Source organism: Chromobacterium sp. LK1, assembly GCF_001043555.1.
GTDB classification, from domain to species: domain Bacteria; phylum Pseudomonadota; class Gammaproteobacteria; order Burkholderiales; family Chromobacteriaceae; genus Chromobacterium; species Chromobacterium aquaticum.
In genome coordinates this window covers 158,883-180,822 of sequence record NZ_LDUI01000003.1, presented here as the reverse complement: position 1 = coordinate 180,822, position 21,940 = coordinate 158,883, and the positions used below count along the sequence as shown (strand labels likewise).

General features: G+C 66.4%; 20 protein-coding genes. 8 read left to right on the top strand and 12 right to left on the bottom strand.

The features are described from left to right. Positions 1 to 122: 122 nt before the first annotated feature. Positions 123 to 557 carry a lysozyme gene (locus VI26_RS02550; RefSeq protein ID WP_048408150.1) on the top strand — a complete coding sequence of 145 codons (435 nt, stop codon included), beginning with the start codon at positions 123 to 125 and terminating at the stop codon, positions 555 to 557. Positions 558 to 651: 94 nt separating this feature from the next. Here VI26_RS02550 and VI26_RS02545 read toward each other — a convergent pair whose 3' ends face one another. From VI26_RS02545 to VI26_RS02495, 11 genes are all read right to left on the bottom strand, one after another. Then, on the bottom strand, positions 652 to 1,089 hold the full coding sequence (locus VI26_RS02545) for a DUF2846 domain-containing protein (RefSeq protein ID WP_048408149.1): 438 nt from the start codon (positions 1,087 to 1,089) through the stop codon (positions 652 to 654). A 119-nt stretch (positions 1,090 to 1,208) separates the two neighbouring features. Beyond that, entirely contained in the window at positions 1,209 to 2,306 is a 1,098-nt protein-coding gene (locus VI26_RS02540; protein WP_048408148.1) for an AAA family ATPase, read from the bottom strand. Positions 2,307 to 2,355: 49 nt separating this feature from the next. After that, positions 2,356 to 3,180, bottom strand: coding sequence for a S1/P1 nuclease (locus VI26_RS02535; protein WP_053074187.1), 825 nt, complete (start codon positions 3,178 to 3,180; stop codon positions 2,356 to 2,358). A 183-nt stretch (positions 3,181 to 3,363) separates the two neighbouring features. Further along, entirely contained in the window at positions 3,364 to 4,023 is a 660-nt protein-coding gene (locus VI26_RS02530) for a DUF799 domain-containing protein (RefSeq protein WP_048408214.1), read from the bottom strand. 11 nt (positions 4,024 to 4,034) lie between these two features. After that, positions 4,035 to 4,391, bottom strand: coding sequence for a DUF4810 domain-containing protein (locus tag VI26_RS02525; protein ID WP_048408147.1), 357 nt, complete (start codon positions 4,389 to 4,391; stop codon positions 4,035 to 4,037). A gap of 182 nt (positions 4,392 to 4,573) precedes the next feature. Next, positions 4,574 to 5,248: a CsgG/HfaB family protein gene (locus VI26_RS02520; RefSeq protein ID WP_048408146.1), complete on the bottom strand. Its 675-nt coding sequence runs from the start codon at positions 5,246 to 5,248 to the stop codon at positions 4,574 to 4,576. A 222-nt stretch (positions 5,249 to 5,470) separates the two neighbouring features. After that, positions 5,471 to 6,301: a taurine dioxygenase gene (gene tauD, locus VI26_RS02515; RefSeq protein ID WP_048408145.1), complete on the bottom strand. Its 831-nt coding sequence runs from the start codon at positions 6,299 to 6,301 to the stop codon at positions 5,471 to 5,473. A 55-nt stretch (positions 6,302 to 6,356) separates the two neighbouring features. After that, complete coding sequence (tauC, locus tag VI26_RS02510) at positions 6,357 to 7,229, bottom strand: taurine ABC transporter permease TauC (protein ID WP_082150843.1); 873 nt, start codon at positions 7,227 to 7,229, stop codon at positions 6,357 to 6,359. Then, on the bottom strand, positions 7,216 to 8,010 hold the full coding sequence (locus VI26_RS02505; protein ID WP_048408212.1) for a taurine ABC transporter ATP-binding protein: 795 nt from the start codon (positions 8,008 to 8,010) through the stop codon (positions 7,216 to 7,218). The genes tauC and VI26_RS02505 overlap by 14 nt, the downstream gene beginning before the upstream one ends. Positions 8,011 to 8,026: 16 nt before the next feature. Then, the gene (gene tauA / locus VI26_RS02500; protein ID WP_231580945.1) at positions 8,027 to 9,037 is read right to left on the bottom strand and encodes a taurine ABC transporter substrate-binding protein; all 1,011 of its coding nucleotides are present in this window, start codon (positions 9,035 to 9,037) and stop codon (positions 8,027 to 8,029) included. 249 nt (positions 9,038 to 9,286) lie between these two features. Then, a complete protein-coding gene (locus tag VI26_RS02495; RefSeq protein ID WP_048408210.1) occupies positions 9,287 to 11,896 on the bottom strand; it encodes a glycoside hydrolase family 15 protein in 2,610 nt (869 codons plus the stop codon). Positions 11,897 to 12,128: 232 nt separating this feature from the next. Here VI26_RS02495 and VI26_RS02490 point away from each other — a divergent pair, with 232 nt between their 5' ends. Next, positions 12,129 to 13,790: a BBE domain-containing protein gene (locus tag VI26_RS02490; RefSeq protein ID WP_082150842.1), complete on the top strand. Its 1,662-nt coding sequence runs from the start codon at positions 12,129 to 12,131 to the stop codon at positions 13,788 to 13,790. On the opposite strand, the gene VI26_RS02485 is transcribed toward VI26_RS02490, so the two are convergent. Continuing rightward, a complete protein-coding gene (locus VI26_RS02485; RefSeq protein WP_197081359.1) occupies positions 13,757 to 14,509 on the bottom strand; it encodes a FadR/GntR family transcriptional regulator in 753 nt (250 codons plus the stop codon). The two genes, VI26_RS02490 and VI26_RS02485, sit on opposite strands and share 34 nt — an antisense overlap. 240 nt (positions 14,510 to 14,749) lie before the next feature. Between VI26_RS02485 and otnK the strand changes: the two genes are divergently transcribed. The 6 genes from otnK to VI26_RS02455 all read left to right on the top strand — a co-directional run bounded on the left by otnK (position 14,750) and on the right by VI26_RS02455 (position 21,901). Further along, positions 14,750 to 16,000, top strand: a complete 1,251-nt coding sequence (gene otnK, locus VI26_RS02480) for a 3-oxo-tetronate kinase (RefSeq protein WP_048408143.1) — start codon at positions 14,750 to 14,752, stop codon at positions 15,998 to 16,000. Between the two features lie 14 nt (positions 16,001 to 16,014). Then, complete coding sequence (locus VI26_RS02475) at positions 16,015 to 16,689, top strand: aldolase (RefSeq protein WP_048408142.1); 675 nt, start codon at positions 16,015 to 16,017, stop codon at positions 16,687 to 16,689. A gap of 29 nt (positions 16,690 to 16,718) precedes the next feature. After that, positions 16,719 to 18,023, top strand: a complete 1,305-nt coding sequence (locus tag VI26_RS02470; protein ID WP_048408141.1) for an MFS transporter — start codon at positions 16,719 to 16,721, stop codon at positions 18,021 to 18,023. Positions 18,024 to 18,039: 16 nt separating this feature from the next. After that, entirely contained in the window at positions 18,040 to 18,819 is a 780-nt protein-coding gene (otnI, locus tag VI26_RS02465) for a 2-oxo-tetronate isomerase (protein ID WP_048408140.1), read from the top strand. Beyond that, positions 18,816 to 19,784, top strand: coding sequence for a D-erythronate dehydrogenase (gene denD, locus VI26_RS02460; RefSeq protein WP_048408139.1), 969 nt, complete (start codon positions 18,816 to 18,818; stop codon positions 19,782 to 19,784). Before otnI ends, denD begins: the two co-directional genes overlap by 4 nt. Before the next feature lie 158 nt (positions 19,785 to 19,942). After that, positions 19,943 to 21,901 carry a hypothetical protein gene (locus VI26_RS02455; protein ID WP_048408138.1) on the top strand — a complete coding sequence of 653 codons (1,959 nt, stop codon included), beginning with the start codon at positions 19,943 to 19,945 and terminating at the stop codon, positions 21,899 to 21,901. The last annotated feature ends 39 nt before the right edge of the window (positions 21,902 to 21,940 follow it).

Genomic DNA, 21,940 nt, shown 5'->3' with positions numbered 1-21,940 from the left:
GGGACGACGCACCCGGACCGCCCCGCGCGGCCGGTCCCGCCCCCGCCCGCTTCTCCTCCCGCCTCAGATTCTTTCGAGCGTCTCTCCGCGTCCGCCGGGGGCCCTTTCCACAGGAGCCCGACATGAATATCAGCGCCAACGGCATCAAACTGATCCAGCAATTCGAAGGCCTGCGCCTCAAGGCCTACCAGGACGCGGTGGGCGTCTGGACCATAGGCTACGGCCACACCGGTCCGGACGTGACGCCGGGCCTGGTCATCACCCAGGCTCAGGCCGACGCGCTGCTGGCGCGCGATTTGAACCGCTTCGAAACCGGCGTCACCCGGCTGGCCCAGGTGCCGCTGAACCAGAACCAGTTCGATGCGCTGGTCAGCTTCAGCTACAACCTGGGCCTGGGTTCGCTGCAGAACTCCACCCTGCTGCGCCTGCTCAATCAGCGCGACTACGCCGGTGCCGCCGCCCAGTTTCCGCGCTGGAACAAGGCCGGCGGCAAAGTCCTGCCCGGCCTCACCCGCCGCCGCGCGGCGGAGCAGGCGCTGTTTCTGCAGCCGGTCTGAGCAGGCGGTCTGCACCATGGAAAAAGCCCAAGCTAAAAAACGCTTGGGCTTTTTTTACGGAACGCGGCTGACTCAAGCGCGTTCAAGCCATCTATTATTGCGGCGACTGCACTAGCTGGGACTCCTTCACCCCTGCCTGGCCTTCGGCCTCGTCCACGCTCTGCAGCTTGTTGCGAGCGTACATCACGCCCATCTTTACTTCCTGCCAAACGTAGTAGATCTTGCCGGCCACCATGTCCATGGTCAGGCTGGAATCGTTCTCGGCCTTGCCCACCAACGTGTGCGAACCCGGCTCCAGATCTGCCATGATATAGGTCTTGGACACGGTATCGCCCAGAGCCTTGTTGTCGGCCAGCACGTTCATTTTCACTGCGGCGCCCATCGCCTCGTTGCGATAGATGTAAACACGGGCCTTATTGGGCTGGGCGTTGAACTGCTTGGCCTGGGCGTCCGCCTCGGGCGTGGCCAGCGGAGTGGAAGCGCAGCCGGACAGCAGCGCCAGCAGAGAAGCAGCGGCGAATAATTTCTTCACGGAAAGTTCTTTCTTATATTCAAATGGTATGGCGGCGGGAATTCTACATGCAAATAATCCGCCCCGCATCCATCCGTTTTCAATTTCCGCAAATGCCAAACCGACCAAGCGGCCCCGGCTCAATCCTCATCCGCCAGCACCGTCTCGCCATCGCGCTGCGTCAGCATGAAACGGCGCAGCGGCCGGTGGCGCGCGATCAACTCCGCCAAGCGCGGCGAATGGCTGGTCACCCATAGCTGGCTGTGGCGGCCAGCCTCGGCAATCAGCCGCGCCAGCGCCGGCAACAGGTCCGGATGCAGGCTGTTTTCCGGCTCGTTCAAGGCCATGAAGGCTGGCGGGCGCGGGCTGAGCAAGGCCACCGCCAGGCACAGGAAACGCAAGGTGCCATCGGACAATTCGGCCGCCTCCAGCGGCCGCAGGATGCCGTCGCGCTGCATCAATATCTGGAAACGGCCATGCAGCGCCTCCACCTGGAAGCAGCTGTCCGGAAACGCGTCGGCCAGCACGCTGCGCAGCAGTTCGACGTCGCCGATCTCCACAATGGTCTGGAAGGCCGCCGCCAGGTTGCCGCCGTCGTGCGCCAGCACCGGCGAGCGGATGCCCACTTGCGGCGCGCGCGGCGGCGAGCCGGGCCAGACCGCGAATTCGTGATAGAAGCGCCAGCGCCGCAGCGTCTCGCGCACTTGCGACACCTCGGGATAGAGATGCGGCTCGGCCAATTGGCCGAACACCGACTCCTCGGCCTGCAGGCCCAAGGGATAGGTGGTCCTGACTCCGTCCACGCTGGTGAGAAAGGCGCTCTGATTGCGCCGCTCCAGCACCTGGGCCGAAGGGCGGCGGCCCTGGCCGGCCAGCCATAGCGTCTCCTCCTTCACCAATGGGTCCAGCGAGAACAGGCTGCGGCTGGGCTCGGGATAGCCCAGTTGCAATTCGTAGTCGTAATCGGCCAGCCGCGCCGCCAGCACCATGCGCTTGGGCTCGCCCTTGCGGTCGCCGCGGCGCAAGCCGCCGGCCCACATCGCCTTCTGGATGCCGCCCTCTTCCGCCAATGCCGCGGACAGGCGGCCGCAGGCGGCCTCGTGCAGCAGGCGCACCGCTTTGTAGAGATTGGATTTGCCGCAGCCATTGGGCCCGACGACGACATTGAGCGGCTCCAGCGCCAGCCGCAGTTGGCGGATGGAACGGAAACCCTTGAGGCTGAGCTCGTGGATGGACATGGCGGCTCCGGTGACGACGGAGCCGCCATTCTAGCGCGGGCGCGCCGTTTTACTGCAGCGCCTGGTTGATCACCATGGCGATGCGCGCGCCGGCCTTGGCCAGCTGCTGCTTGATCAGCTGCGCGCCGGCGGTCTGGTAGGTACGGTCCAGATAGGCCACATCGCTGGGCGCTTGGCCGCAGCTGAAATTGGACAGCGGGCCGTAAACCTCGCTGCGCGCGTACTGATTGGATTCATTGATCCAGTCCATCGCCTTGCCGCTCTGCCAGCCCGGAATGTTGCGCGCGTAGTACTTGAGGTCCTGCGCCGCCCAGCTCTGCTCATTGGCGCCGTTCAAGGCCTGCTGCACCAGCGCGGTGTCCCATACCGAATGCAGATTGCTGACCTTGCTGCTGCCGGCCAGGCGCACGCGGACGTCGTTGCCGCCGCGGTCATGGTTGTCCGCCGCGTGCAGCGGCTGGTGGATGTCGCCGATCATGTGGATCAGGAAGGTCAGCGCCTGGGCGCGAGCGGCCTTGCCGGCGCTCTTGTCGGCCAGCACCTTGCTGTAACGCTCGATCTGATTGGACGCGCAATTGCCATTGGGGCAGTCGTCCTCCTCCACGCCGTTGCACACCGGCTCATCGTTGTAATGCCATTTATCCGAGCCCGGCAGTTGCTGCTTCAGATCCTGCTTGTGCTGGTCCATGTACAGCGCCAGCTGGGCGAAATCGGCATTGGGGATCAATTGATTGACCACGGCCTTGGCCTGCGGGCTGAGCAGTTGTTGGGCGATGTAGCCGGTGACGCGGTGGCCTTCCTGGCCCCAGGCCAGCGCCTGGGTGCTGGGCAGCGCGCAGGCGGACAGCAGCATGGCAAGCGTGAGTTTCTTCATGACGGTTTCTCTTCTGATTGTGATGGGCCGCGGCCGGCGGAATGCAGCCGCTGATATGGCGAACGCATATTACCCGAAATCCATTAAATTAAGATGCCATTATCATTTCAACTGAAGATAAACTCGCGCCCATAAAAAAAGCCCGGCGCTGCCGGGCTTGCTGCTGTCTCGGAGAAACGACTATCAGTCGGTGCCGTACTTCGGAGAATAGGGCCCGTACAACAGGCCGCCGTCGTGGCCGGTGCTGAGCAGGCGCTGACTGGTGATGCCGGCCACATCGTGGCTGGCGTCGGTGGCGGTATTGATGATCTGCTTCAGGGCCGCGGTCACCAGGATGCCGACCAGGCCGCCGGAGTTATTGTTGTTGCCCTCGTTGTTGGAAGCGGAGGCGAAGCCGGTCCACAACACCGCGCCGGTCTTCAGGTCCACCATCTTGGCGCTGGCGGACACGATGGTGTCGCTGCTGATCACGCTGTAGCTGGTGCCGTACTTGCTCACCGTCACGTACAGCGCGGCGTCGGCGCCGAAGATTTCCTTCAGCTTGGCCGGTGCCACGCCGTGGATGTCCGAAGCCGTGCTCATGCCGTTCTGCTTGAAGGTTTCGTCCACCAGCGCCACCGGCAGCACGTAGTAGCCGGCTTCGGCCAGCGGCATGGTCACTTGCGACAGCATGCTGTGGCTGGCCGCCACTTCCGGCGATTCATTCAGCGGCGGCAATACCAGGATGGAGCGCGGGCGGCTCTGCTTGTAAGCGGTGTAGTCGTAAGGCTTGGAGGTGGCGCAGCCGGTGGCCAGCGCCGCGATGGCCAGGCAGGCCAGCCATTGGGCAATGCGTTTGATCATGGTGCGGTCTTTCACTTCTTGGCCTTCTTCAGCAGGAAGTCCATATAGGCGGCGGATTCAGGAAACAGCTGCTTCTCGGTCTGGAACTGCTGGACCATCTGATCGTCCTTGCCCAGGCTGGCGTACAACATGCCCAGGTGGGCATGGTAGCCCGGCGGCGGGGTCTTGCCGCTGGAGCGGATCTTCTGCAGGTCGCGCTCCAGCGCGGTCACTTGCTCTTCCGCCGCCGCGCCCTTGAAGTGCTGGTACACCTGGGGCTGGTAGCTTTCCCACTGGTACAGCGAGCTTTGGCTGGCGCAGCCAGTCAACAATGCGCCGCCCAGCAGGGCCAGCGCCAATAGCGGCGTTTTCGCCATCTTGTGTGTCATGATGTTCAATCTTGCAATAGCTAGCGCGGACGGGCCGCAAGGCCCGTCCTGCAATCATGCGAGGCTTGCTTAACGCTTAGCGCCGCTAACCAAACCTCGCGGAGATGCTGAGCCAACACGCGCCAACGCAGGCGGTAGCCGTCGGAGGCGCAACGCGGGATCAGGGGTTTTGTTAGCGAGTTTTATTTGCCCGGCTGCCAGGCGCCGGAATCTATCGCCGCGGTCAGCTTGTTCACCGCCTCGCGCATCGCCAGGTCCAGCACCTTGCCGTTCAGCGTGGAGTCATAGCTGGCGGTGCCGCCGAAGCCGATGATCTCGCGGTTGGACAGGCTGTATTCGCCGGCGCCCTGGGTGGAGTACACCACTTCCGAGGTGGCCACCTTGACGATGTTGAGGTTGACCTTGGCGTAAGCGATCTGCTGCTTGCCGCGGCCGAGGATGCCGAACAGCTGGTGGTCGCCCACTTCCTTGCGGCCGAATTCGGTCACGTCGCCGGTCACCACATAGGTGGCGCCCTTAAGCGCCTGCGCCTGCTTGCTGAACGCGGCTTCCTGCTTCATCTCTTCCAGATTGTCGCGGTCCAACACATTGAAGCGGTTGGTCTGCTGCAAATGGGTGATCAGAATGGTCTTGGCTTGGCCGCCCAGACGGTCCACGCCGTCGGAGAATATGCCGCGCATATAGCTGGAACGGTTGTCGAACTTGCCCACCGCGATCGGGGAGCGCGGGCCGGCATAAGGTTTGCCGGCGGTTTCCACTTGGGCCACCGTCAGCGCGCGCGAGCTTTCGGTCGCGCAGCCGCTCAGCCCCGCGGCCGCCGCCATGGCGAGTACCAGGCATTTCTTTGCGATCTTCATTGTTATTCTCTCAATACATCCAACACAGAAAGTCAAATATCATACTTATCGTCTCGCGCGGGGTCGACGCAATTTATGCCAAAACAGCAATGGCTTATGTGCGCTGAGCCAAGTGTAGCCAGTGCTTGTAAGCGGCCCCCAGCGCCGCTGCGGCACACAGCCAGACCAAGGGCATGAAAAAACCCGGCCATGGCCGGGTGGAGCTGGAGGGCCGATATCGGCTCAATAAGGCCGATCCCCCAGGATGGTGGCGCGGTGCATCACCCGCCGCTGCGGCAGGTAGTCCGCCACCGCGTAATGCTGGGTTACGCGGTTGTCCCAGAACGCCAGGTCGTGTTCCTTCCAGCGCCAGCGCACGGTGAATTCCGGCCGCGCGGCATGGGCGAACAGCAGCGCCAGCAGGGCATCGCTCTCACGCGGCGCCAGTTCCAGGATGCGGGTGGTGAAGCCTTCATTGACGAACAGGCCCTTGCGGCCGGTGACCGGATGGGTGCGCACCACCGGGTGCACCACCGGCGGATGGTCGCGGCTGGCCTGTTGCCAGCGCGCGTATTGCGGCGTGTCCTTGAAGCGGCTTTCCGGGAAGGAGTGGACAAAGCTATGCTCGGCGCTGAGTCCGTCCAGCAGCGAGCGCAAGGCCGGCGACAAGGCTTCGTAAGCGGCACTGTTGCTGCTCCACAGCGTGTCGCCGCCCACCTCCGGCAACTGCCGCGCCACCAGCACCGCGCCCAGCGGCGGGGTGGCGATGAAGGTGACGTCGGTATGCCAGTTGTCGTTGTCCGGCAGATTGTCGACATGGGTGTCCAGCACGATGATTTCCGGCTGCTCCGCCACCGTCGGGTAGACCGGATGCAGGTGCAGATCGCCAAAGCGGGCGGCGAAATCGCGCTGCTGGCGCGGCGTCAGCGGCTGGTTCTCGAAGAACAATACCTGGTGGCGCAGCAGCGCCGCCTCGATCGCGTCGCGCTCGGCGCCGGACAGCGGCGCGCTCAGATCGACGCCGGAAACAATGGCCCCCAGGGCCGGGCTGATGGCTTGCAGTTGCAGGCTCATGAATGTGCTCCTTATCCGCGCGGCGGAAACCAAATCCAAGAAATCGAAAACTCGCTCAAAAACGTTCCGGCGCGGCCCAGCCGGCGAAGCGCCGCTCCACCCAACGCAGCCCCAATTCCAGCGCCAGCGCGATCCAGGCGATGATCAGGATGCCGGCGATCACCGCGTCGGTGACGAGGAACTGGGCGGCGGACTGCACCATGAAACCCAGGCCGCGGGTGGCGGCCACTAGCTCCGCCGCCACCAGGGTGGACCAGCCCACGCCCAGGCCGATGCGCAGCCCGGTCAGGATCTCCGGCAGCGCGCTGGGCAGCACCACCAGCCGCAGCAGCTGGCTGCGGCTGGCGCCCAGCGAGCGCGCCGCCTGCAGCCGCGCCGGGTCCGCTCGGCGCACGCCGGCGGCGGTGGCGATGGCCAGCGGCGCGAAGATGGCGAGATAGATCAGCAGCACCTTGCTGGCCTCGCCAATGCCGAACCAGATCACGATCAAGGGCAGATAGGCCAAGGGCGGCACCGGCCGGTAAAACTCGATCAGCGGGTCCAGCGCCGCGTGCGCGCGCCGGCTCAGGCCCATCAGCATGCCCAGCGGCACCGCGGTCGCCGCGGCCAGCAATAGCGCCAGGCCCACCCGGCCCAGGCTGGCGGCGGCGTGACGCCACAGGCTGGCGTCCATGAAGCCGTTGACGGCCAGGTCCGCCAGCCGCGCCGCCACTTGGGCCGGGCCGGGCAGGAATAGCGGCGACACCAGCCCGCCGGCGCTGGCCGCCCACCACAACAGCAGCAGGCCGCCCACGGACAGCGCGCTGGGCCAGCGCCGGCGCCAGGCGGCGAAGCGGCCAGGATTAGGGCTAGAAGGATGGACCGGCGCCGGCGCGCTCAGCTCGGCCTGCGCGGCCGGGCCCAATTCAGTCAGTTCAAGCGGCGGCATGGTCGGCCTCCTCGGCGCGGAAAATCCAGTCCAGCAAATGCTCGCGCATGGCGATGAAGGCGGGATCGGCCTTGATCGAGCGCGCCGATTCGCCGGCGGCGTAGCGGTGGGCGAAGCCCAGTTTCTGCCGCAGCGCGATGCGGCCGGGGCGCGGCGTCAGCACCAAGAGCTCGGTGCCGAGGAACAGCGCTTCCTCGATGCTGTGGGTGATCAGGAAAATGCCCTTGCCGCTGCGCTGCCACAGGCTGAGGATCAGCGACTGCATCTTTTCCCGGGTCAGCGCGTCCAGCGCGCCCAAGGGCTCGTCCAGCAGCAGGAAGTCGGGATCGGCCGCCAGCGCGCGCGCCAGGCCCAGGCGCTGGCGCATGCCGCCGGACATCTGGCTGAGCGCGTGGCCGGCGAAGGCTTCCAGCCCCACCCAGCCCAGCATGCGGCGCGCCTCGCTTCGCCGCTGCTCGCGCGGCACCCCGCGCAGGCGCAGGCCGAAGGCGACATTGTCCTCGGCGTTGAGCCAGGGCATCAGCGCGTCGTCCTGGAACACCACGCCGCGATCCGCGCCCGGCCCGCGCACCGGCCGGCCATTGGCCAGCACCCGGCCCTGGCTGGGTGTCTGAAAGCCGGCCATCAGCCCCAGCAAGGTGGACTTGCCGCAGCCGGACGGCCCCAGGGCCACCACGATTTCGCCGGAACGCAGCTCCAGCGACACCCGGTCCAGCGCCTGCACCGGGCCGGACGGGCCGGCGTAGCTGACGCCGGCGTTTTCCACGATCAAGCTCGCCATCGCGGCCTCCTCGCGCTCAGCGCGGCTGCGCCAGCCGCACGAAGCGCGGCTCGACATAGGCTTGATAATCCGGCAGCACCGCTTCCACCTTCTTCTGTTCCTTCAGGAACAAGGCGGTGTCGCGCAGCGCCTTGGCGGTGCCGCCGCCCAGCAAGCGCGGCGACAGCTGTTCCTGCGCCAGCGGGAAGCGGCTGCCGGCCAGCAGGCCGGGAATCTGCGCCGGATCGGCCCCGGTCAGCCGCGCGATCTTGGCCACCTGCGGTGAACCGGCGCTCCAGGCCGCCGGCTTGGCGCGGTAATCGGCGAAGGCCTGCAAGGTCACCTTGGCGAAGGCGGCCAGCGCCTGCGGCTGGGCCGCGGCGAAATCCTTGCGCGCCACCCAGGCTTCGAAAGTGGGCGCGCCCCACTGCCCCACTTGTTCGGAATTGACCAGCACCGAACCGGTTTTCAGCGCCTGGCTCAAGGCCGGGTCCCAGACATAGGCGGCGTCGATGTCGCCGCGCTGCCAGGCGGCGCTGATCTCGGACGGGCGCAGATTGACGATGGATAGCTTGGCCGGGTCCAGCTTCCAGTGCTTGAGCGCGGCCAACAGGCTGTAATGGGTGGTGGAGACATAGGGCACCGCCACCTTTTTGCCGATCAGGTCCCGCGGGGTCTTGATGCCGCTGCCCTTGCGCGCCACCAAGGCCTCAGAGTTGCCGATCTCGGCGACGATCAGAAAGGTCTGGATCGGCAGTTGGCGGGTGGCGGCGGCGCTGAGCGGGCTGGAGCCCAAATCGGCGATATGCACGTCGCCGGAGGCCAGCGCGGCCAGCACTTCCGCGCCGCTCTCGAACTTGCGCCATTGCAACGGCCGGCCGATGGCTTTTTCATACAAGCCGTCGGCCTGGGCCACTTTGGAGGGATCGACCCCGGTCTGGTAGCCGATGACGATGGGCGCCTCGGCGGCGTGTGCCGCCAAGGCGAGGAAGGACAGGCTGGCGAGACTGAGCGCCAGCAGGGAACGGCGGGAGATGAACATGGACATGGCGAGTTCCTGAACAAGGGGGACTCAGCACACTATAAAAGCCATGTTTAATATCAAAAAGTAATTAAATTTGCTTTCAATATTCCAAATAAATCAATAGCGTATTGGAGCCTGTTCAAAGTCTCGCGAGCAAGAGCGAGACAAGGCGAAAACGAGCGAAAAAGCGGAATGTACGAGTGGTACATGAGCATTTTGAGCTGGTACTCACCGTGTGACGCTTCACGAACGCAGCAGACTTTGAACAGGCTCTTACCAGTTCACCTGATCATTCAACGTCAGCCCGCCGGCCGGCGCCTGCAATACCCGGTTGCCGGCGCGCTGCTCCCAACTCACGCTGCCATCGGCGTTCTTGCGGTAGTACTTGTACTCGATGCGCTGGCCGGCCGGCAGATTGACCCGGGTCTTCCACAGCGGGTAGGCCGCCGCGTCCGCCGGCAGGCCCAGATCGGTGTTCCAATTGCCCAAGGCGCGCGCCGCACCGGTCACATACAGCTGCTGCCCCCAGCTGGTCGTGGCGGCGGCCTGGATCTCCACCGTCGCCTCCCCGGCCTTGGGCTCTACCCGGCAGGCGTAGTAACGCGCGCAGGCGGCTTCCGGCAGATCGACGACGCGGCCGGCGCGGATGGAGGCCAGCAAGCTGATGTACTCGCCCATCGCCCAACTCAGCGGCGCGATCGAGCGAGTAGGCGTGCCGGCGCGGTTGCCGGCCGGCGTCTCCACCGCCCAGCCATCCGGCAGCACCGCGCTATGCGGCCACACCTGTTCCGGCAGCATGCCCTCCGGCGTGGCCAGTTGCTTCAAGGCGGCCAGATAGGGCTGGCCGGCAGTGCCGCCGCCCTGGCGCGCAATCTCGTAGATGCCGCGCTCGGCGGTGAAGATGGGCCACAAGCGGCCCACGCCGCTGCCGGCGAAATCGCCGCCGTCATTGCGTTCGCCGTAGCCGTCGAAGTTGTAGCGGAACCAGGCGTTGACCGGCAAAGCCGGCGCGCCGGGCAGCTCCAGCCGCTGGCCCAGCACCGCGTCGTAAATGCCCAAGGTGGCGCGCACCGCCGGATCGTCGGCGCGCTTCACCCCCATGCGCACCAATTCCAGGAAGCCGCCGTCCACCACCCGGCGCGCATCGCGCCCGCCGCCACCGTTCTTCACTTCCAGCGTCTGCGGCGTGTCCGGGCCCAGCGCCGGCGCCTGGCCGGCGCGGCTGGCCCCGCCGGCGCGCGCGGACGGATTGAGGCGCAGATAATAACGGCCGTCGCCAAAGCCGCCGCTGCGGGTGAAGGTCCAGGCGTCCACGTTTTGCTGCCAGTAATCGGCGGCGGACAGATAGCGCGCGGCGCTGGCGTCGTCGCCGTTGACGCGGGCGATGTCGGCGGCGGCGGCCAGGCCGGCGATCTGCGCCGCCAGCGTGGACGGCGAATAGCCGCTGTTTTCCTCCCAGCGCTCCTGGTAGGTCCACGGCCCGGCGCTCAGGATGTAGTCGGCGGCCAGCTTGATGCGCGGCCACAGCGGCGAATACACCGCCGGCCCCTGGCGCCAAGCCAGCAGGATGGGCATGGCCTGCTCGTCCATCTGGGTGCCCTGCCAATACTGCGCGCCGCTGACCCAGGCGTTTTGCGGAAAGCGGCCGTTGCGGCTGAAGCCGTCCGGGCAGCCGGCGGCGTCGTATTCCGCCACGCCGCAGTCGCGGCGCTGCTGCAGGGTGTTGAACAGATAATCCGTCACCCGCGCGGCGGTGGCGCGGTCGCCGGCGGTGAGCAGGGCGTTGGCGAACTTGAACAGGTCTCGCGGCCACACCAGGTGATAGCCGCCGGCGTTGGCATCGCCCTGGCTGGCGCCCCATGGCGTGCCCAGGCCGGCCACCATCGCGCCGCTGGCCTTGTCCTGCATGGTTTTCAGCGTCATCGCCGCCAGGTAGTAGCCGTCGTCGGCGCTGCCGCCCTGATCGGACAGGCCAGCGGCGTAAGCCTGCCAGCCGGCGTCGTAGCGGCGCTGCGCCGCGTCCAGATCGCCGCCCAGCGCCGCCTCGGCCGCGTCCAGCGCCTGCCCCTGGCTGGCGCCAAAGCCCAGCACCACGTCGAAGGACACGCTGGTGGCGCGCGGGTCGCCCAGTTCCAGCCAGCCCATCTGCGCCACATTGCCGTTGCCGGCGGAATCGAAAGTCCAATCCATGCGCTTGTCGGCGCCGCCGCCCAGCAGATCGGTCCAGCCGTCGCTGAGGCCGACAAAGCCGTTGGACAGCATGCGGCGGCCGTTCTGCGTCCTCCACGGCAGGCTGCTCAGCAGCGCCGAGGCGCGCTGATTGCGGCTGGCCGCCAAGGCCGCGCCGCCGCCGGCGCGCGCCAGGGTGGCGGCGCTATTGCCGGCGCCGGCATTGTCCAGATAGGGCTTGAACAGCAGATAAAGCCGGAAATCGCCGACGCGGCGGCCGTCCAGCGCGCTGAAGGTGACGCGCTGGATCAGCGCGTCGCGCGCCGGATCGGTGAAGATGCGCTTGCTGATGCGCCAGTGATGGGCCGCGTTGCCGGTCTGCGCCTGCCAACTCATGCTGCGCGGATGCAGCCGCTGCACGCGGTAGTCCTGCTGCTTTTCCTCGTCGACGAAACCGCCGCCGGCGTCGCCCACCAGGAATTGCAGATCCACCGCCGCCTGGCTGTCCACCGCCGGGTAGAACACCTCGGACACCACGCCGCGATAGCCGGTGAAATACACCCGCGACGGCCCCTCCGTTGCCACGCCGACGAAAGACTTGGCCGCCGGGCCGCGCACCGCCGTCAGTCCCGGCGCGCCAAACGCCTCGCCGGCCTGCGCCGCGCCGCCTAGGCCGCCCAGCAGCAGGGCCAGGCCCATCCATTGCTTGATCATGTCCGCTCGCTCCTGATTTTGGCAGGGAGCGTAGCAAAACAACATCCAAATGTCATTTCATGCCAGAACAAAATCCAGCGGATTCAAGCTTGGACCCCGAGAAATGAAACGTTAAAACAAGCAATGCCACCAAGCTCAGCATTTGCCAGCCTCGCCCTCTCACCCCTCGTCTATAAAACAATGTCATTCAAAACGCACAGCCGCCGTCGCGGCCGCACAAGGAGAAGAGCACATGGGCTTGAATGCCATCACCCCGGACGATCATCGTTACGAGACACTGAAAAAAGGCTTCAACCTGCGCTGGCCGGAAGCCGGCCAGGCCGCCAGCGGCATTGTCATCTGCAGCGATGAGGCCGAAGCCGTCTCCGCGCTGCAATACGCGCTGGATCATAAGCTCAAGCCCACCATCCGCAGCGGCGGCCATTGCTACGAGGGCTTCGTCAGCAACAATCCCGGCGGCCTGATCATAGACATCGGCCAACTTTCCGGTTTGCGCCGCGACGTTGTGGCGGACGGCCACAGCTACGGCTTCCAACTCCTGGCCGGCAATCAGAACTGGGACGGCTATGTCGGCCTGTACAAGCTCACCGGCAAGACGGTGCCGGGCGGCTCTTGCTACTCGGTGGGCGCCGGCGGCCATATCAGCGGCGGCGGCTACGGCCTGCTGTCGCGGCGACAAGGCCTGACCGTGGATTGGCTGAGCGCGGTGGATATTCTGCTGGCGGACGGCGGCAAGGAGCGCAAGGTCCACGCCCGCGCCGACAATGAATTCTCCGATCTGCTCAAGCTGTGCAAGGGCGCCGGCGGCGGCAATGTTGGCCTGATCACCAGCTATTACTTCGACGATTTGCCGCCGGCGCCACAGCAGGTGGGCGTGCAATTCCTGCAATTCGACTGGAACGATTTCAAGGATCTGGGCCGCTTCACCGCCTTGTTGCAAACCTACGGCCAATACTGGCGGGAGGCGGACAGCGAGCCCGATGGCTACGGCCTGTTCAGCCTGCTCAAGCTCACCCATGTCAGCGCCAAAAAACTGGGGCTGGTGGTGCAGTACACCGACCGGGACGGCAAGCTGAACGACACCGCGCCGTTCAACGATTTCTATCGGCGCATCGCGCAAGTGGCCTCGCCGCAGTTGCTGAACACCTATCTGCCCGGCGGCGGCCATCTGCCCCACATCCCGCACCGCTCGCCGCCCAGGAACAGCGCGCCCTTGCCGGAACACGCGCAGGCGATGGACTGGCTGTACGCCACCCAGACGCTGAACGGTTCCGGCAACAATCAGCGCGGCAAGTACAAATCCGCCTATATGAAACAGAACTTCAGCCAGGCCGAGTGCAAGGCGATCCACCAGCATCTGAACGCCCATCCCCACGACCAGGACTTTGCCCAATCGCTGCTGCAAGTGGACTCCTACGGCGGCGCGATCAACCGCCGCGGCACCGGCAACAACGGTTTCGATCCCGCCGACAACCAGACCGCGGTGCCGCAGCGCGCCTCGGTGATGAAGCTGCAATACCAGAGCTACTGGACCGACCCGGCCAACGACGCCAAGCACTTGAACTGGATGCGCGAGTTCTTCGACGCCGTCTACGCCGCCGACGGCTTCAACGGCACGCCCTACCCGGCCTCGGCGGTCTTGCCGGACTCGCCCTACGAAGGCTGCTACATCAACTACCCGGACGTGGACATGCTGAATGGCGCGCGGCCGGGCACACCCGGCTATAGCTGGGGCGAGCTGTATTACGGCGCGCTGTATCCGGAGCTGGTGGCGACCAAGCGCAAATACGACCCGGGCAATGTGTTCAAGCACGCGATGTCGCTAGGCGCGGAAGTCTCTCTGCGCGGGATGGAGCCTCTTCAGCCCCGCTCCAGCGCCTGCGCCAGGCTATAGCCCTCGGCCAGCCAGAACTCCGGCCCAGCCGCCTGGATGCGCCGGATCGCCTGATCCATATGGCGCGTCGCCGCCTGCCGCGCCGCCTCGGCGTCGCCGGCGGCGATGGCGTCGACAATGGCCGCGTGTTCGGCGTTGACCTCAGCCAGCATCGCCGGATCATGGCTTTCGAACGCGCGCGACACGGCGACCGCGCCGCGCAGATGAGCTGCCAGATAGTCGATGGTTTCCAGCAAAAAGGGATTTCCGGCGGCCTGGGCGATGCAGCGGTGCAAGGCCACGTCTTCGTCCACCCCGCCGCCGGAACGGCCGGCCGCTTCCACCGCCGCCTGCGCGGCGCGGATCGCCTTCAAGGCGGCAGGGTCGCGCCGCAACGCCGCCAAGCCGGCCGCCTCGGCCTCCAAACCCCGCCTCACTTCCGCCATCTGCACCACCGCGCTGACCGAATGCGCCTCCGTCGCGCCGAAATTCAGCGGCGCCCGGCCCGGCGCCAACACCAGCACGCCATAACCCTGCCTCGACTCCACCAAACCCAGCGATTTCAACTGCGACATCGCCTCGCGCACCACGGTGCGGCTGACCTTGAATTGCTGTGCCAGCTGCGCCTCGGTCGGCAGCTTGCAGCCCGGCGTCCAGGCGCCGTCGCGAATGCCGCCCGCCAGCGCCTCCGCCACCTGCTCGGATAATCTTGCCCCCGTCTGGGCTTGCTGAAACATCATTGTCACAAGCGTTTCCCCCCTCCCATGCCTGCCGCTCGCCGGCGCGTAGCAGCCACTATAGCACCCCGCCCATCGCCCCTTCGCGACGAGGCTGATGTTGGCATTTGGCGACACTCCCTTGCCCCTCACGGCCGCCGCCGACGTGACTCGCCTCAACTTGTATGATAACCATACAACATGAACGAAGCCCTTTCGTTCGCCAGACAGGCTGCATCCCTTTCTCACCGACAGGAGTTGCCCATGTTACTAGGCGTCATCGCCGACGACTTCACCGGCGCTACCGACATCGCCGGCATGCTCGCCCAAAGCGGCATGCGTGTCACGATCCGAACCGATCTGCGCCACCCGCCCACCGCCGACAGCGACGCGGTGGTCATTGCCCTCAAATCCAGGACCAATCCGCCGCAACAGGCGGTGCGCGATTCGCTGGCGGCGCTGGAATGGCTGCAAGACCATGGCGCGCTGCGCTACTACTTCAAGTACTGCTCCACCTTCGACTCCAGCCCACGCGGCAATATCGGCCCGGTGGCCGAAGCGCTGCTGCAAGCGCTGGACGCCGACTTCGCCATCGCCTGCCCGGCGCTGCCCGACAACGGCCGCACCGTCTACCAGGGCCATTTGTTCGTCGGCACAGAACTGCTGTCCGACTCCGGCATGCGCGATCACCCGCTGACGCCGATGCGTGACGCCAATCTGGTGCGCGTGCTGCAGGCGCAAAGCCACGGCAAGGTGGGCCTGCTGAGCCGCGCCACGGTCAGCCAGGGCGCGGCGGCCATCCGTGCAGAATGCGTGCGTCTGCGCGACGGCCAATACCGCTTCGCCATCGCCGACGCGCTCGACAATGCCGACCTCTTCGCCCTCGCCGAAGCCTGCGCCGAACACCCTCTGCTCACCGGCGGCTCCGGCCTGGCGCTCGGACTGCCGGCCGCCTATGCAGCGCGGCGCTGGTTCCAACCCGCGGTCGCGGCCGGCCCGTGGCCACCGGCTGACGGCGCTGCCGCGGTCTTGGCCGGTTCCTGCTCACAAGCCACCCAGCGCCAGGTACGCCATTGGATCGCGGCCGACCGCCCCGCCTGGCGCTTGGACCCATTGCGCCTGGCCGCCGGCCAGACCGGCGCCGGCGAAGCCTTGGACTGGGCCGCAGCGCAGCGGCAGCCGGTGCTGATCTACGCCAGCGCGCCGCCGGAAGACGTCGCCGCGGCGCAGCTGGCTTTAGGCCCGGAGCGCGCCGGTCAGCTAGTGGAAGCCTGCCTGGCGGACATCGCCCGCGGTCTGGCAGCCGCCGGCGTCCGCCGCCTGGTGGTGGCCGGCGGCGAAACCTCGGGCGCCGTCGTTCAGGCCTTGGGCGCGGAGACGCTTCGCGTCGGCCTGGCCATCTGCCCCGGCGTGCCCTGGACACAAGCGGAGGGCCGGCCGCTATGGCTGGCGCTCAAATCCGGCAACTTCGGCGCCGACGACTTCTTCAGCACCGCGCTTGGCGGCAGCTACTGAACCGGGAGACCACGATGCATCCAGACCTATTCCATTTGCGCCGGGAGATTTGCCGCGTCGGCCAATCGCTGTTTCAACGCGGCTATATCCACTCCAGCGCCGGCAATATCAGCGCCCGCGTGCCAACCGCCGCCGGCGGCGGCCTGCTGATCACCCCGTCCGACGCCTGCCTCGGCTTTCTCGAGCCGGAAACGCTGGCCTGGCTGAATGCCGACGGCGAGCGCCTGGCCGGCCCGCCGCCCAGCAAGAGCCATCTGCTGCACCAGCGCCTCTATGATCTGGAGCCCGATGCCGGCTGCGTACTGCACACCCACTCCAGCCACTTGGTGGCTCTCAGCCTGCTGCGCGCTTGGAACGAAACCGATCTGTTGCCGCCGCTGACGCCGTATTACGTGATGAAGGTGGGCCATGTGCCTTGCATCCCCTACCTGAGCCCCGGCGATCCGCATGCGGCGCACTGGCTTGCCGACACTCTGACCCGCCACCGTGCCAAGGGCCTGCGCCTGCGCGCGGTGATGCAGGAGCGGCTGGGCCCCACCGTCTGGGGACCCAGCCCGGCCGCCGCCATGGCCACGCTGGAAGAACTGGAGGAAACCGCGCGCCTGTGGCTGCTGACCCAGGGCCAGCCCACGTCCTTGATTCCCGAGCAGATCGACGACTTGCGCCAGCGCTTTGGCGCCAGTTGGTAAACCTCTCTTCGCCTGGCAAGGAGAACTGAATGGATGCCATCGCCCCTCAAGACACCGTCGGCTCACAGTCTGGCGCCGCGCTGTATCGCAAGATCGCCTGGCGCATCATGCCTCTGTTGATGCTGTGCTATGTCGCCGCCTATCTGGACCGGGTCAACATCAGCTTCGCCAAGCTGCAGATGAGCCGGGACCTGGCTTTCAGCGACACCATCTTCGGCCTGGGTTCCGGCATTTTCTTTCTGGGCTATTTCCTGTTCGAAGTGCCCAGCAATCTGGCGCTGAACCGGATCGGCGCGCGGGTGTGGATCGCCCGCATCATGATCACCTGGGGCCTGATTTCCGCCGCCTTCGCCTGGGTGGAAACTCCGGCCGCCTTCTATACGCTGCGCTTCCTGCTGGGCGCGGCTGAAGCCGGCTTCTATCCTGGCATCATCCTCTACCTGACCTACTGGTTTCCTTCCCATCGCCGCGCGCGCATGGTGGCGCTGTTCATGTCCGCCATTCCCTTGTCCGGCATTTTCGGCAGCCCCTTGTCCGGCTGGATCATGGACGGCATGGCCGGCATCGCCGGATGGGCAGGATGGCAATGGATGTTCGTGCTGGAAGCGGTGCCCGCCGTCTTGCTGGGCCTGGTGGTGCTGCGCTGCTTGGAAGACTCCGCCGAGCGGGCCCATTGGCTGACGAAGGAAGAGAAAACGCGGCTAAACGCCGAACTGGACGCCGACAATGCCCACAAACCGCCGCGCGGCAGCGCGCGCGACGCTTTCACCGACCGCCGCGTCTGGCTGATGTGCCTGATCTATTTCTGCTTCGTCATGGGTCAGTACGGCGTCACCTTCTGGCTGCCCAGCTTCATCCGCAACACCGGAGTGGCCAGCAATCTGGCCATAGGCCTGCTCAGCGCCATCCCCTTCCTCGCCGCGGTGCTGGCGATGAATCTGCTGGGACGCAGCGCCGACGCCCGGCGTGAACGCCGCTGGCACCTGGCACTGCCGGCGCTGACCGCGGCCGCCGGTTTCGTCGCCGTGGCGCTGTTCCCGGACAGCACCGCGTTGTCGCTGCTGGCGCTGTGCCTGGCGGCCGCTGGCGTGCTTAGCTGCGCGCCTCTATTCTGGTCGTTGCCCACGGCTTTTCTCAGCGGCGGCGCGGCGGCGGCCGGCATCGCCATCATCAACTCGGTGGGCAATCTGGCCGGCTTTGCCAGCCCCTTTCTGGTGGGCACGTTGAAAGACCTGACCGGCGACAACGCCGTCAGCCTGACACTGCTGGCGCTATGCCTGGTGATAGGCGCGCTGGCGGTGCTGAGAATCCCCGCCGCCCTGGTCAACCGCTAGCCTTCAAGGAGCCGCCATGCCGCGTTTCGCCGCCAACCTGACCCTGCTGTACACCGAGCTACCATTCCTGGAACGCTTCGCCGCCGCCGCCCATGACGGCTTCCGCGCGGTGGAATGCCTGTTCCCCTACGATTGGCCAGCCGCCGACATCGCCAGCCGCTTGCGCGAACATGATCTGACCCTGGCGCTGTTCAACCTGCCGCCTGGTGACTGGGCGTCCGGCGAACGCGGCCTGGCGGCGCTGCCCGGCCGCGAGGAGGCATTCGCCGCCAGCGTGGAACGCGCGCTGGAATACGCCTTGGCCACCGGCTGCCGCCGCCTGCACGCGATGGCTGGCCTCCCGCCGCCGGGCGACGCCGCGCCGCGCGACGTCTATCTCGCCAATCTGCGCCGAGCCGCCGACCGGCTGGCGCCCCATGGCATTACTTTGTTGATCGAAGCGATCAACGCCACCGACATGCCCGGCTATTTTCTGAGCCGGCAGCAGCAGGCGCTGGACTGCATCGCCGCCGTAGGCGCGGCCAATCTGCGGCTGCAATTCGACTGCTACCACTGCCGTATCAGCGACGGCGATCCGCTGGCCTGGCTGCCCCGCGTCTGGGAGCGGCTTGGCCACATCCAAATCGCCGGCGTGCCCGGCCGCCACGAACCCGAAGACGGCCAGATCGACTACCCCGCCCTGTTCTCGCAGCTGGACACGCTCGGCTACGCCGGCCATGTCGGCTGTGAATACCGCCCGCGCGGCGACACCCGCGCCGGCCTTGACTGGTGGCAAGCCTGGAGGGACAAGCAATGAAAATACTGATCACCGGCGCGGCCGGTTTCATCGGCGACAGATTGGCGCGCGAGCTGTTGCAACGCGGCCAGCTGGACACCCATAAAATCGAGCGCTTGCTGCTGGCCGACTTACACCCGCCTGCGGTGGATTTGCAGCTCGATCCGCGCGTTGACACCTTCGTCGGCGATCTGCTCCAGATGACGGAGGCTCTGTCCCGCCATGCTCTGGACGGCGTGTTCCATCTGGCCTCGGCGGTGTCGGCGGAGTGCGAGCGCGACTTCGACCTGGGCCTGGCCGCCAATCTGGACAGCACGCGCGCGCTGCTGGACGCGCTGCGACGTGCCGGCAGGCGGCCGCGGCTGGTTTTCTCCAGCTCGGTGGCGGTATTCGGCGCAGATCCGGCGCTGCCGCTGCCCGCCGTAATCGACGACCGCACCCTGCCCGCGCCGCAAACCTCTTACGGCGCGCAGAAATTCATCTGCGAGCAACTGGTGGCCGATTACAGCCGCAAGGGCTATATCGACGGCCGCAGCGCGCGGCTGATGACGGTGGCGGTTCGTCCCGGCCGCCCCAACGGCGCGGCGTCCGGCTTTCTGTCCGCCATCATCCGCGAACCGCTGGCTGGCCAACCAGCGGTTTGCCCGGTGCCGCCGGACACTCAGGTTGCGCTGGCCTCGCCGGCCAATACCATCGCCGGCCTGATCGCGGCGTTTGAAGCCAGCCATGCGGATTTTGGCGGCCGCACCGCGCTCAATCTCCCGGCGCTGAGCTTGCGCGTGGGCGAGTTGCTGAATGCACTGGAACAGGAAGCCGGCGCAGCGACGCGGCAGCTGGTGCGCTTTGAGCCCGACGCGGCCATCCAGGCCATCGTCTCCGGCTGGCCGGCGCGCGTGGACGACGCGCGCGCCGCCCGACTGGGCCTGCGCCCGGACCCCGACGCCCAGGCGCTGATTCGCCAGTACCGGCAACACACTTCCCGCTAAGCCCCGCCTTCTCTGCCGGGCCGCGCCGCGGCCCGGCATCCACCTGTCCTAAAGAACATTGCCCTAATGGTCAGCGCTGCCTATACCCGCGCTATGCGTATGGAATTAAAACGCCAAGCATAGTCGTCCGCGGATTTTCCTCACCGCTAGGAGCCCATATGAGCTATCTGCAGTTTCCCCGGCTGGCCTTTGCCGGCCAGTTCCAGGCCGACGTCTCCACCGTCAACAACGACCCGCGCCACTTCGACAACGCCACCTTCGAGGCTCACTTCCAGGAGTTCCAGCAAGCGGATGCCGCCGGCAACACCAAGACTTACAACGGCTGGTGGCACCCCACCGGCACCGCCATCATGCGCTTCGCCAACTGCCAAGTGACCAGCTTGCGCGGGCCCAGCGGCATCCAGATCACCAATCCGGCGCAGGACCCGCTGCTGTCCTGTAGCGTGGGCAACGCCATTGGCAAGCCGTCCGCCAAGATGGTGGACCTGGACCCGGACTGGCAGCTGGCCTCCAATGTCTACGGCCTGGCGGTGTCGCTGCTCAAGCCGGACGGCACGCCGCTGATGACCGCGGATTACCAGAGCAACCCCTTCCGCGATCTGTGGTTTGGCCGCGGTCAGGGCAATGGCAGCGATATGGGCGCCTCGGCGATCTTCCAATCCGTGCTCACCAATATCCATTGGCATCTGGACGGCTTCGACAGCCCGCTGCTGGCGCGCCTGATCGAGCTGAGCGAGCAGGACCGGCTGTCCATCCGGTTATCCACCTACGGCTACGATATGAACGCCGGCTCGCCCTTGTTCGGCTACGGCACCGTGCTCGGCGCCATCGGCCCGGCCTATGCCGACCAGCCGCGCTCCTTCATCCTGGGCCGCCGCTTCATGCCCACCACTCAGAACAGCCTGCAGGACTCGGTGTCCGGCAATGGCATCGGCTGTTTCTCTTCCTGGCTGGACCAGGAAACCGCCAGCCTGCAAGTGGACCTGAGCAATGCGTTGCCAGTGGATGGCAATAACCAGGTCGTCGCGCTGCCGCCTCTGCAATACGCGATCCTGCATCAGGAATTGACCGCCCAGGACACGGAGATCGGCCCGGGCGACTACACCGTCATCGCTAGCGTGGACACCTCGCAAACGCTGCAAGACCAGCAGGCCGGCATCCAGTCGGTGCCGCTGACCGAGGAACAGCTGCGGCTGGCCACCCGGCCCCTTCCGCTGGCCATCGTCCAGCCGGTGGACGCGCAAGGCCGCGCCACCGTCTGCGTGCGCGAAGTACTGCTGGGCAACGAGGTGCGCGCCGAGGATTTCGCCATCCGCCTGGACCCCAACCACCCGGACAAGAACCACCTGCACACCCATGTCTACGCCGCGCGCTATGGCCAGCCGCTGGCCGGCGCTGCGCTGGCCTTCTGGGCCGGCGCGCCGATGCTGGACTACGGCAATACCCCCGCCGACGCCACCGTGGGCACCACGCCGCGCGCGCTGCTGCCGGTCAACAACGTGCCCAACGCCGCCATCCGCATCAGCCCGGCGGAACCGGTCACCGACCAGGCCGGCCGGGCCGCCATCACCCTGCACGGGCCGGAAACCTTCGGCACCCCGCGCGAATACATGGACGGCCAGCTATTCACCATTTCCTACAATCTGGCCGGCCCCGACCCGGCGCTGCAGCAGCATTACGACAACCTGGCGGTGGTGGTTTTCAGCAGCTTCCCGCAGCCGGGCCAGAACATCGATCTGGACAATCCAAGCTGGGAAGACGTGCAACCCATCCTGCAGCAATACGCCAACCTCTACCCGGTGATGAGCCAGGGCCTGTTCGACTTTTCCAAGCAGGCAGTGGCCGACGCCAGCGCCTTCATCATGCGCTTCGTCTTCGACAAACCGATGGAAGACCCGGACCAGATGCCGGTGACGCGCGATCTGTCCGCCAGCAAGCGGCGCATGCTGATCAACTACTTCCAAAACGTGATAGACCGCACCGGCAAGACCTTCGACCGCCAGTTGATGTACGGCAAGCGCTGCCCGCTGCGTCAAAGCGCGCCGCCCAGCGAAGCCGACATCGCCGCCACGCTCGCCTCCCCATCCGCCAGCAAGCTGCGCAAGCCCCGCGGCTGACCCCGGCCCCGTCATTCGACCTTCCAAGGAAACCAAGCC

What these genes read in the sequence shown, in the direction of transcription:
- VI26_RS02550 (WP_048408150.1), top strand. Translation starts at nt 123, where the DNA reads ATGAATATCAGCGCCAACGGCATCAAACTGATCCAGCAATTCGAAGGC.
- VI26_RS02540 (WP_048408148.1), bottom strand. Translation starts at nt 2,306, where the DNA reads ATGTCCATCCACGAGCTCAGCCTCAAGGGTTTCCGTTCCATCCGCCAA.
- VI26_RS02535 (WP_053074187.1), bottom strand. Translation starts at nt 3,180, where the DNA reads ATGAAGAAACTCACGCTTGCCATGCTGCTGTCCGCCTGCGCGCTGCCC.
- VI26_RS02530 (WP_048408214.1), bottom strand. Translation starts at nt 4,023, where the DNA reads ATGATCAAACGCATTGCCCAATGGCTGGCCTGCCTGGCCATCGCGGCG.
- VI26_RS02525 (WP_048408147.1), bottom strand. Translation starts at nt 4,391, where the DNA reads ATGACACACAAGATGGCGAAAACGCCGCTATTGGCGCTGGCCCTGCTG.
- VI26_RS02520 (WP_048408146.1), bottom strand. Translation starts at nt 5,248, where the DNA reads ATGAAGATCGCAAAGAAATGCCTGGTACTCGCCATGGCGGCGGCCGCG.
- tauD (WP_048408145.1), bottom strand. Translation starts at nt 6,301, where the DNA reads ATGAGCCTGCAACTGCAAGCCATCAGCCCGGCCCTGGGGGCCATTGTT.
- tauC (WP_082150843.1), bottom strand. Translation starts at nt 7,229, where the DNA reads ATGCCGCCGCTTGAACTGACTGAATTGGGCCCGGCCGCGCAGGCCGAG.
- VI26_RS02505 (WP_048408212.1), bottom strand. Translation starts at nt 8,010, where the DNA reads ATGGCGAGCTTGATCGTGGAAAACGCCGGCGTCAGCTACGCCGGCCCG.
- tauA (WP_231580945.1), bottom strand. Translation starts at nt 9,037, where the DNA reads ATGTCCATGTTCATCTCCCGCCGTTCCCTGCTGGCGCTCAGTCTCGCC.
- VI26_RS02495 (WP_048408210.1), bottom strand. Translation starts at nt 11,896, where the DNA reads ATGATCAAGCAATGGATGGGCCTGGCCCTGCTGCTGGGCGGCCTAGGC.
- VI26_RS02490 (WP_082150842.1), top strand. Translation starts at nt 12,129, where the DNA reads ATGGGCTTGAATGCCATCACCCCGGACGATCATCGTTACGAGACACTG.
- VI26_RS02485 (WP_197081359.1), bottom strand. Translation starts at nt 14,509, where the DNA reads ATGATGTTTCAGCAAGCCCAGACGGGGGCAAGATTATCCGAGCAGGTG.
- otnK (WP_048408143.1), top strand. Translation starts at nt 14,750, where the DNA reads ATGTTACTAGGCGTCATCGCCGACGACTTCACCGGCGCTACCGACATC.
- VI26_RS02475 (WP_048408142.1), top strand. Translation starts at nt 16,015, where the DNA reads ATGCATCCAGACCTATTCCATTTGCGCCGGGAGATTTGCCGCGTCGGC.
- VI26_RS02470 (WP_048408141.1), top strand. Translation starts at nt 16,719, where the DNA reads ATGGATGCCATCGCCCCTCAAGACACCGTCGGCTCACAGTCTGGCGCC.
- otnI (WP_048408140.1), top strand. Translation starts at nt 18,040, where the DNA reads ATGCCGCGTTTCGCCGCCAACCTGACCCTGCTGTACACCGAGCTACCA.
- denD (WP_048408139.1), top strand. Translation starts at nt 18,816, where the DNA reads ATGAAAATACTGATCACCGGCGCGGCCGGTTTCATCGGCGACAGATTG.
- VI26_RS02455 (WP_048408138.1), top strand. Translation starts at nt 19,943, where the DNA reads ATGAGCTATCTGCAGTTTCCCCGGCTGGCCTTTGCCGGCCAGTTCCAG.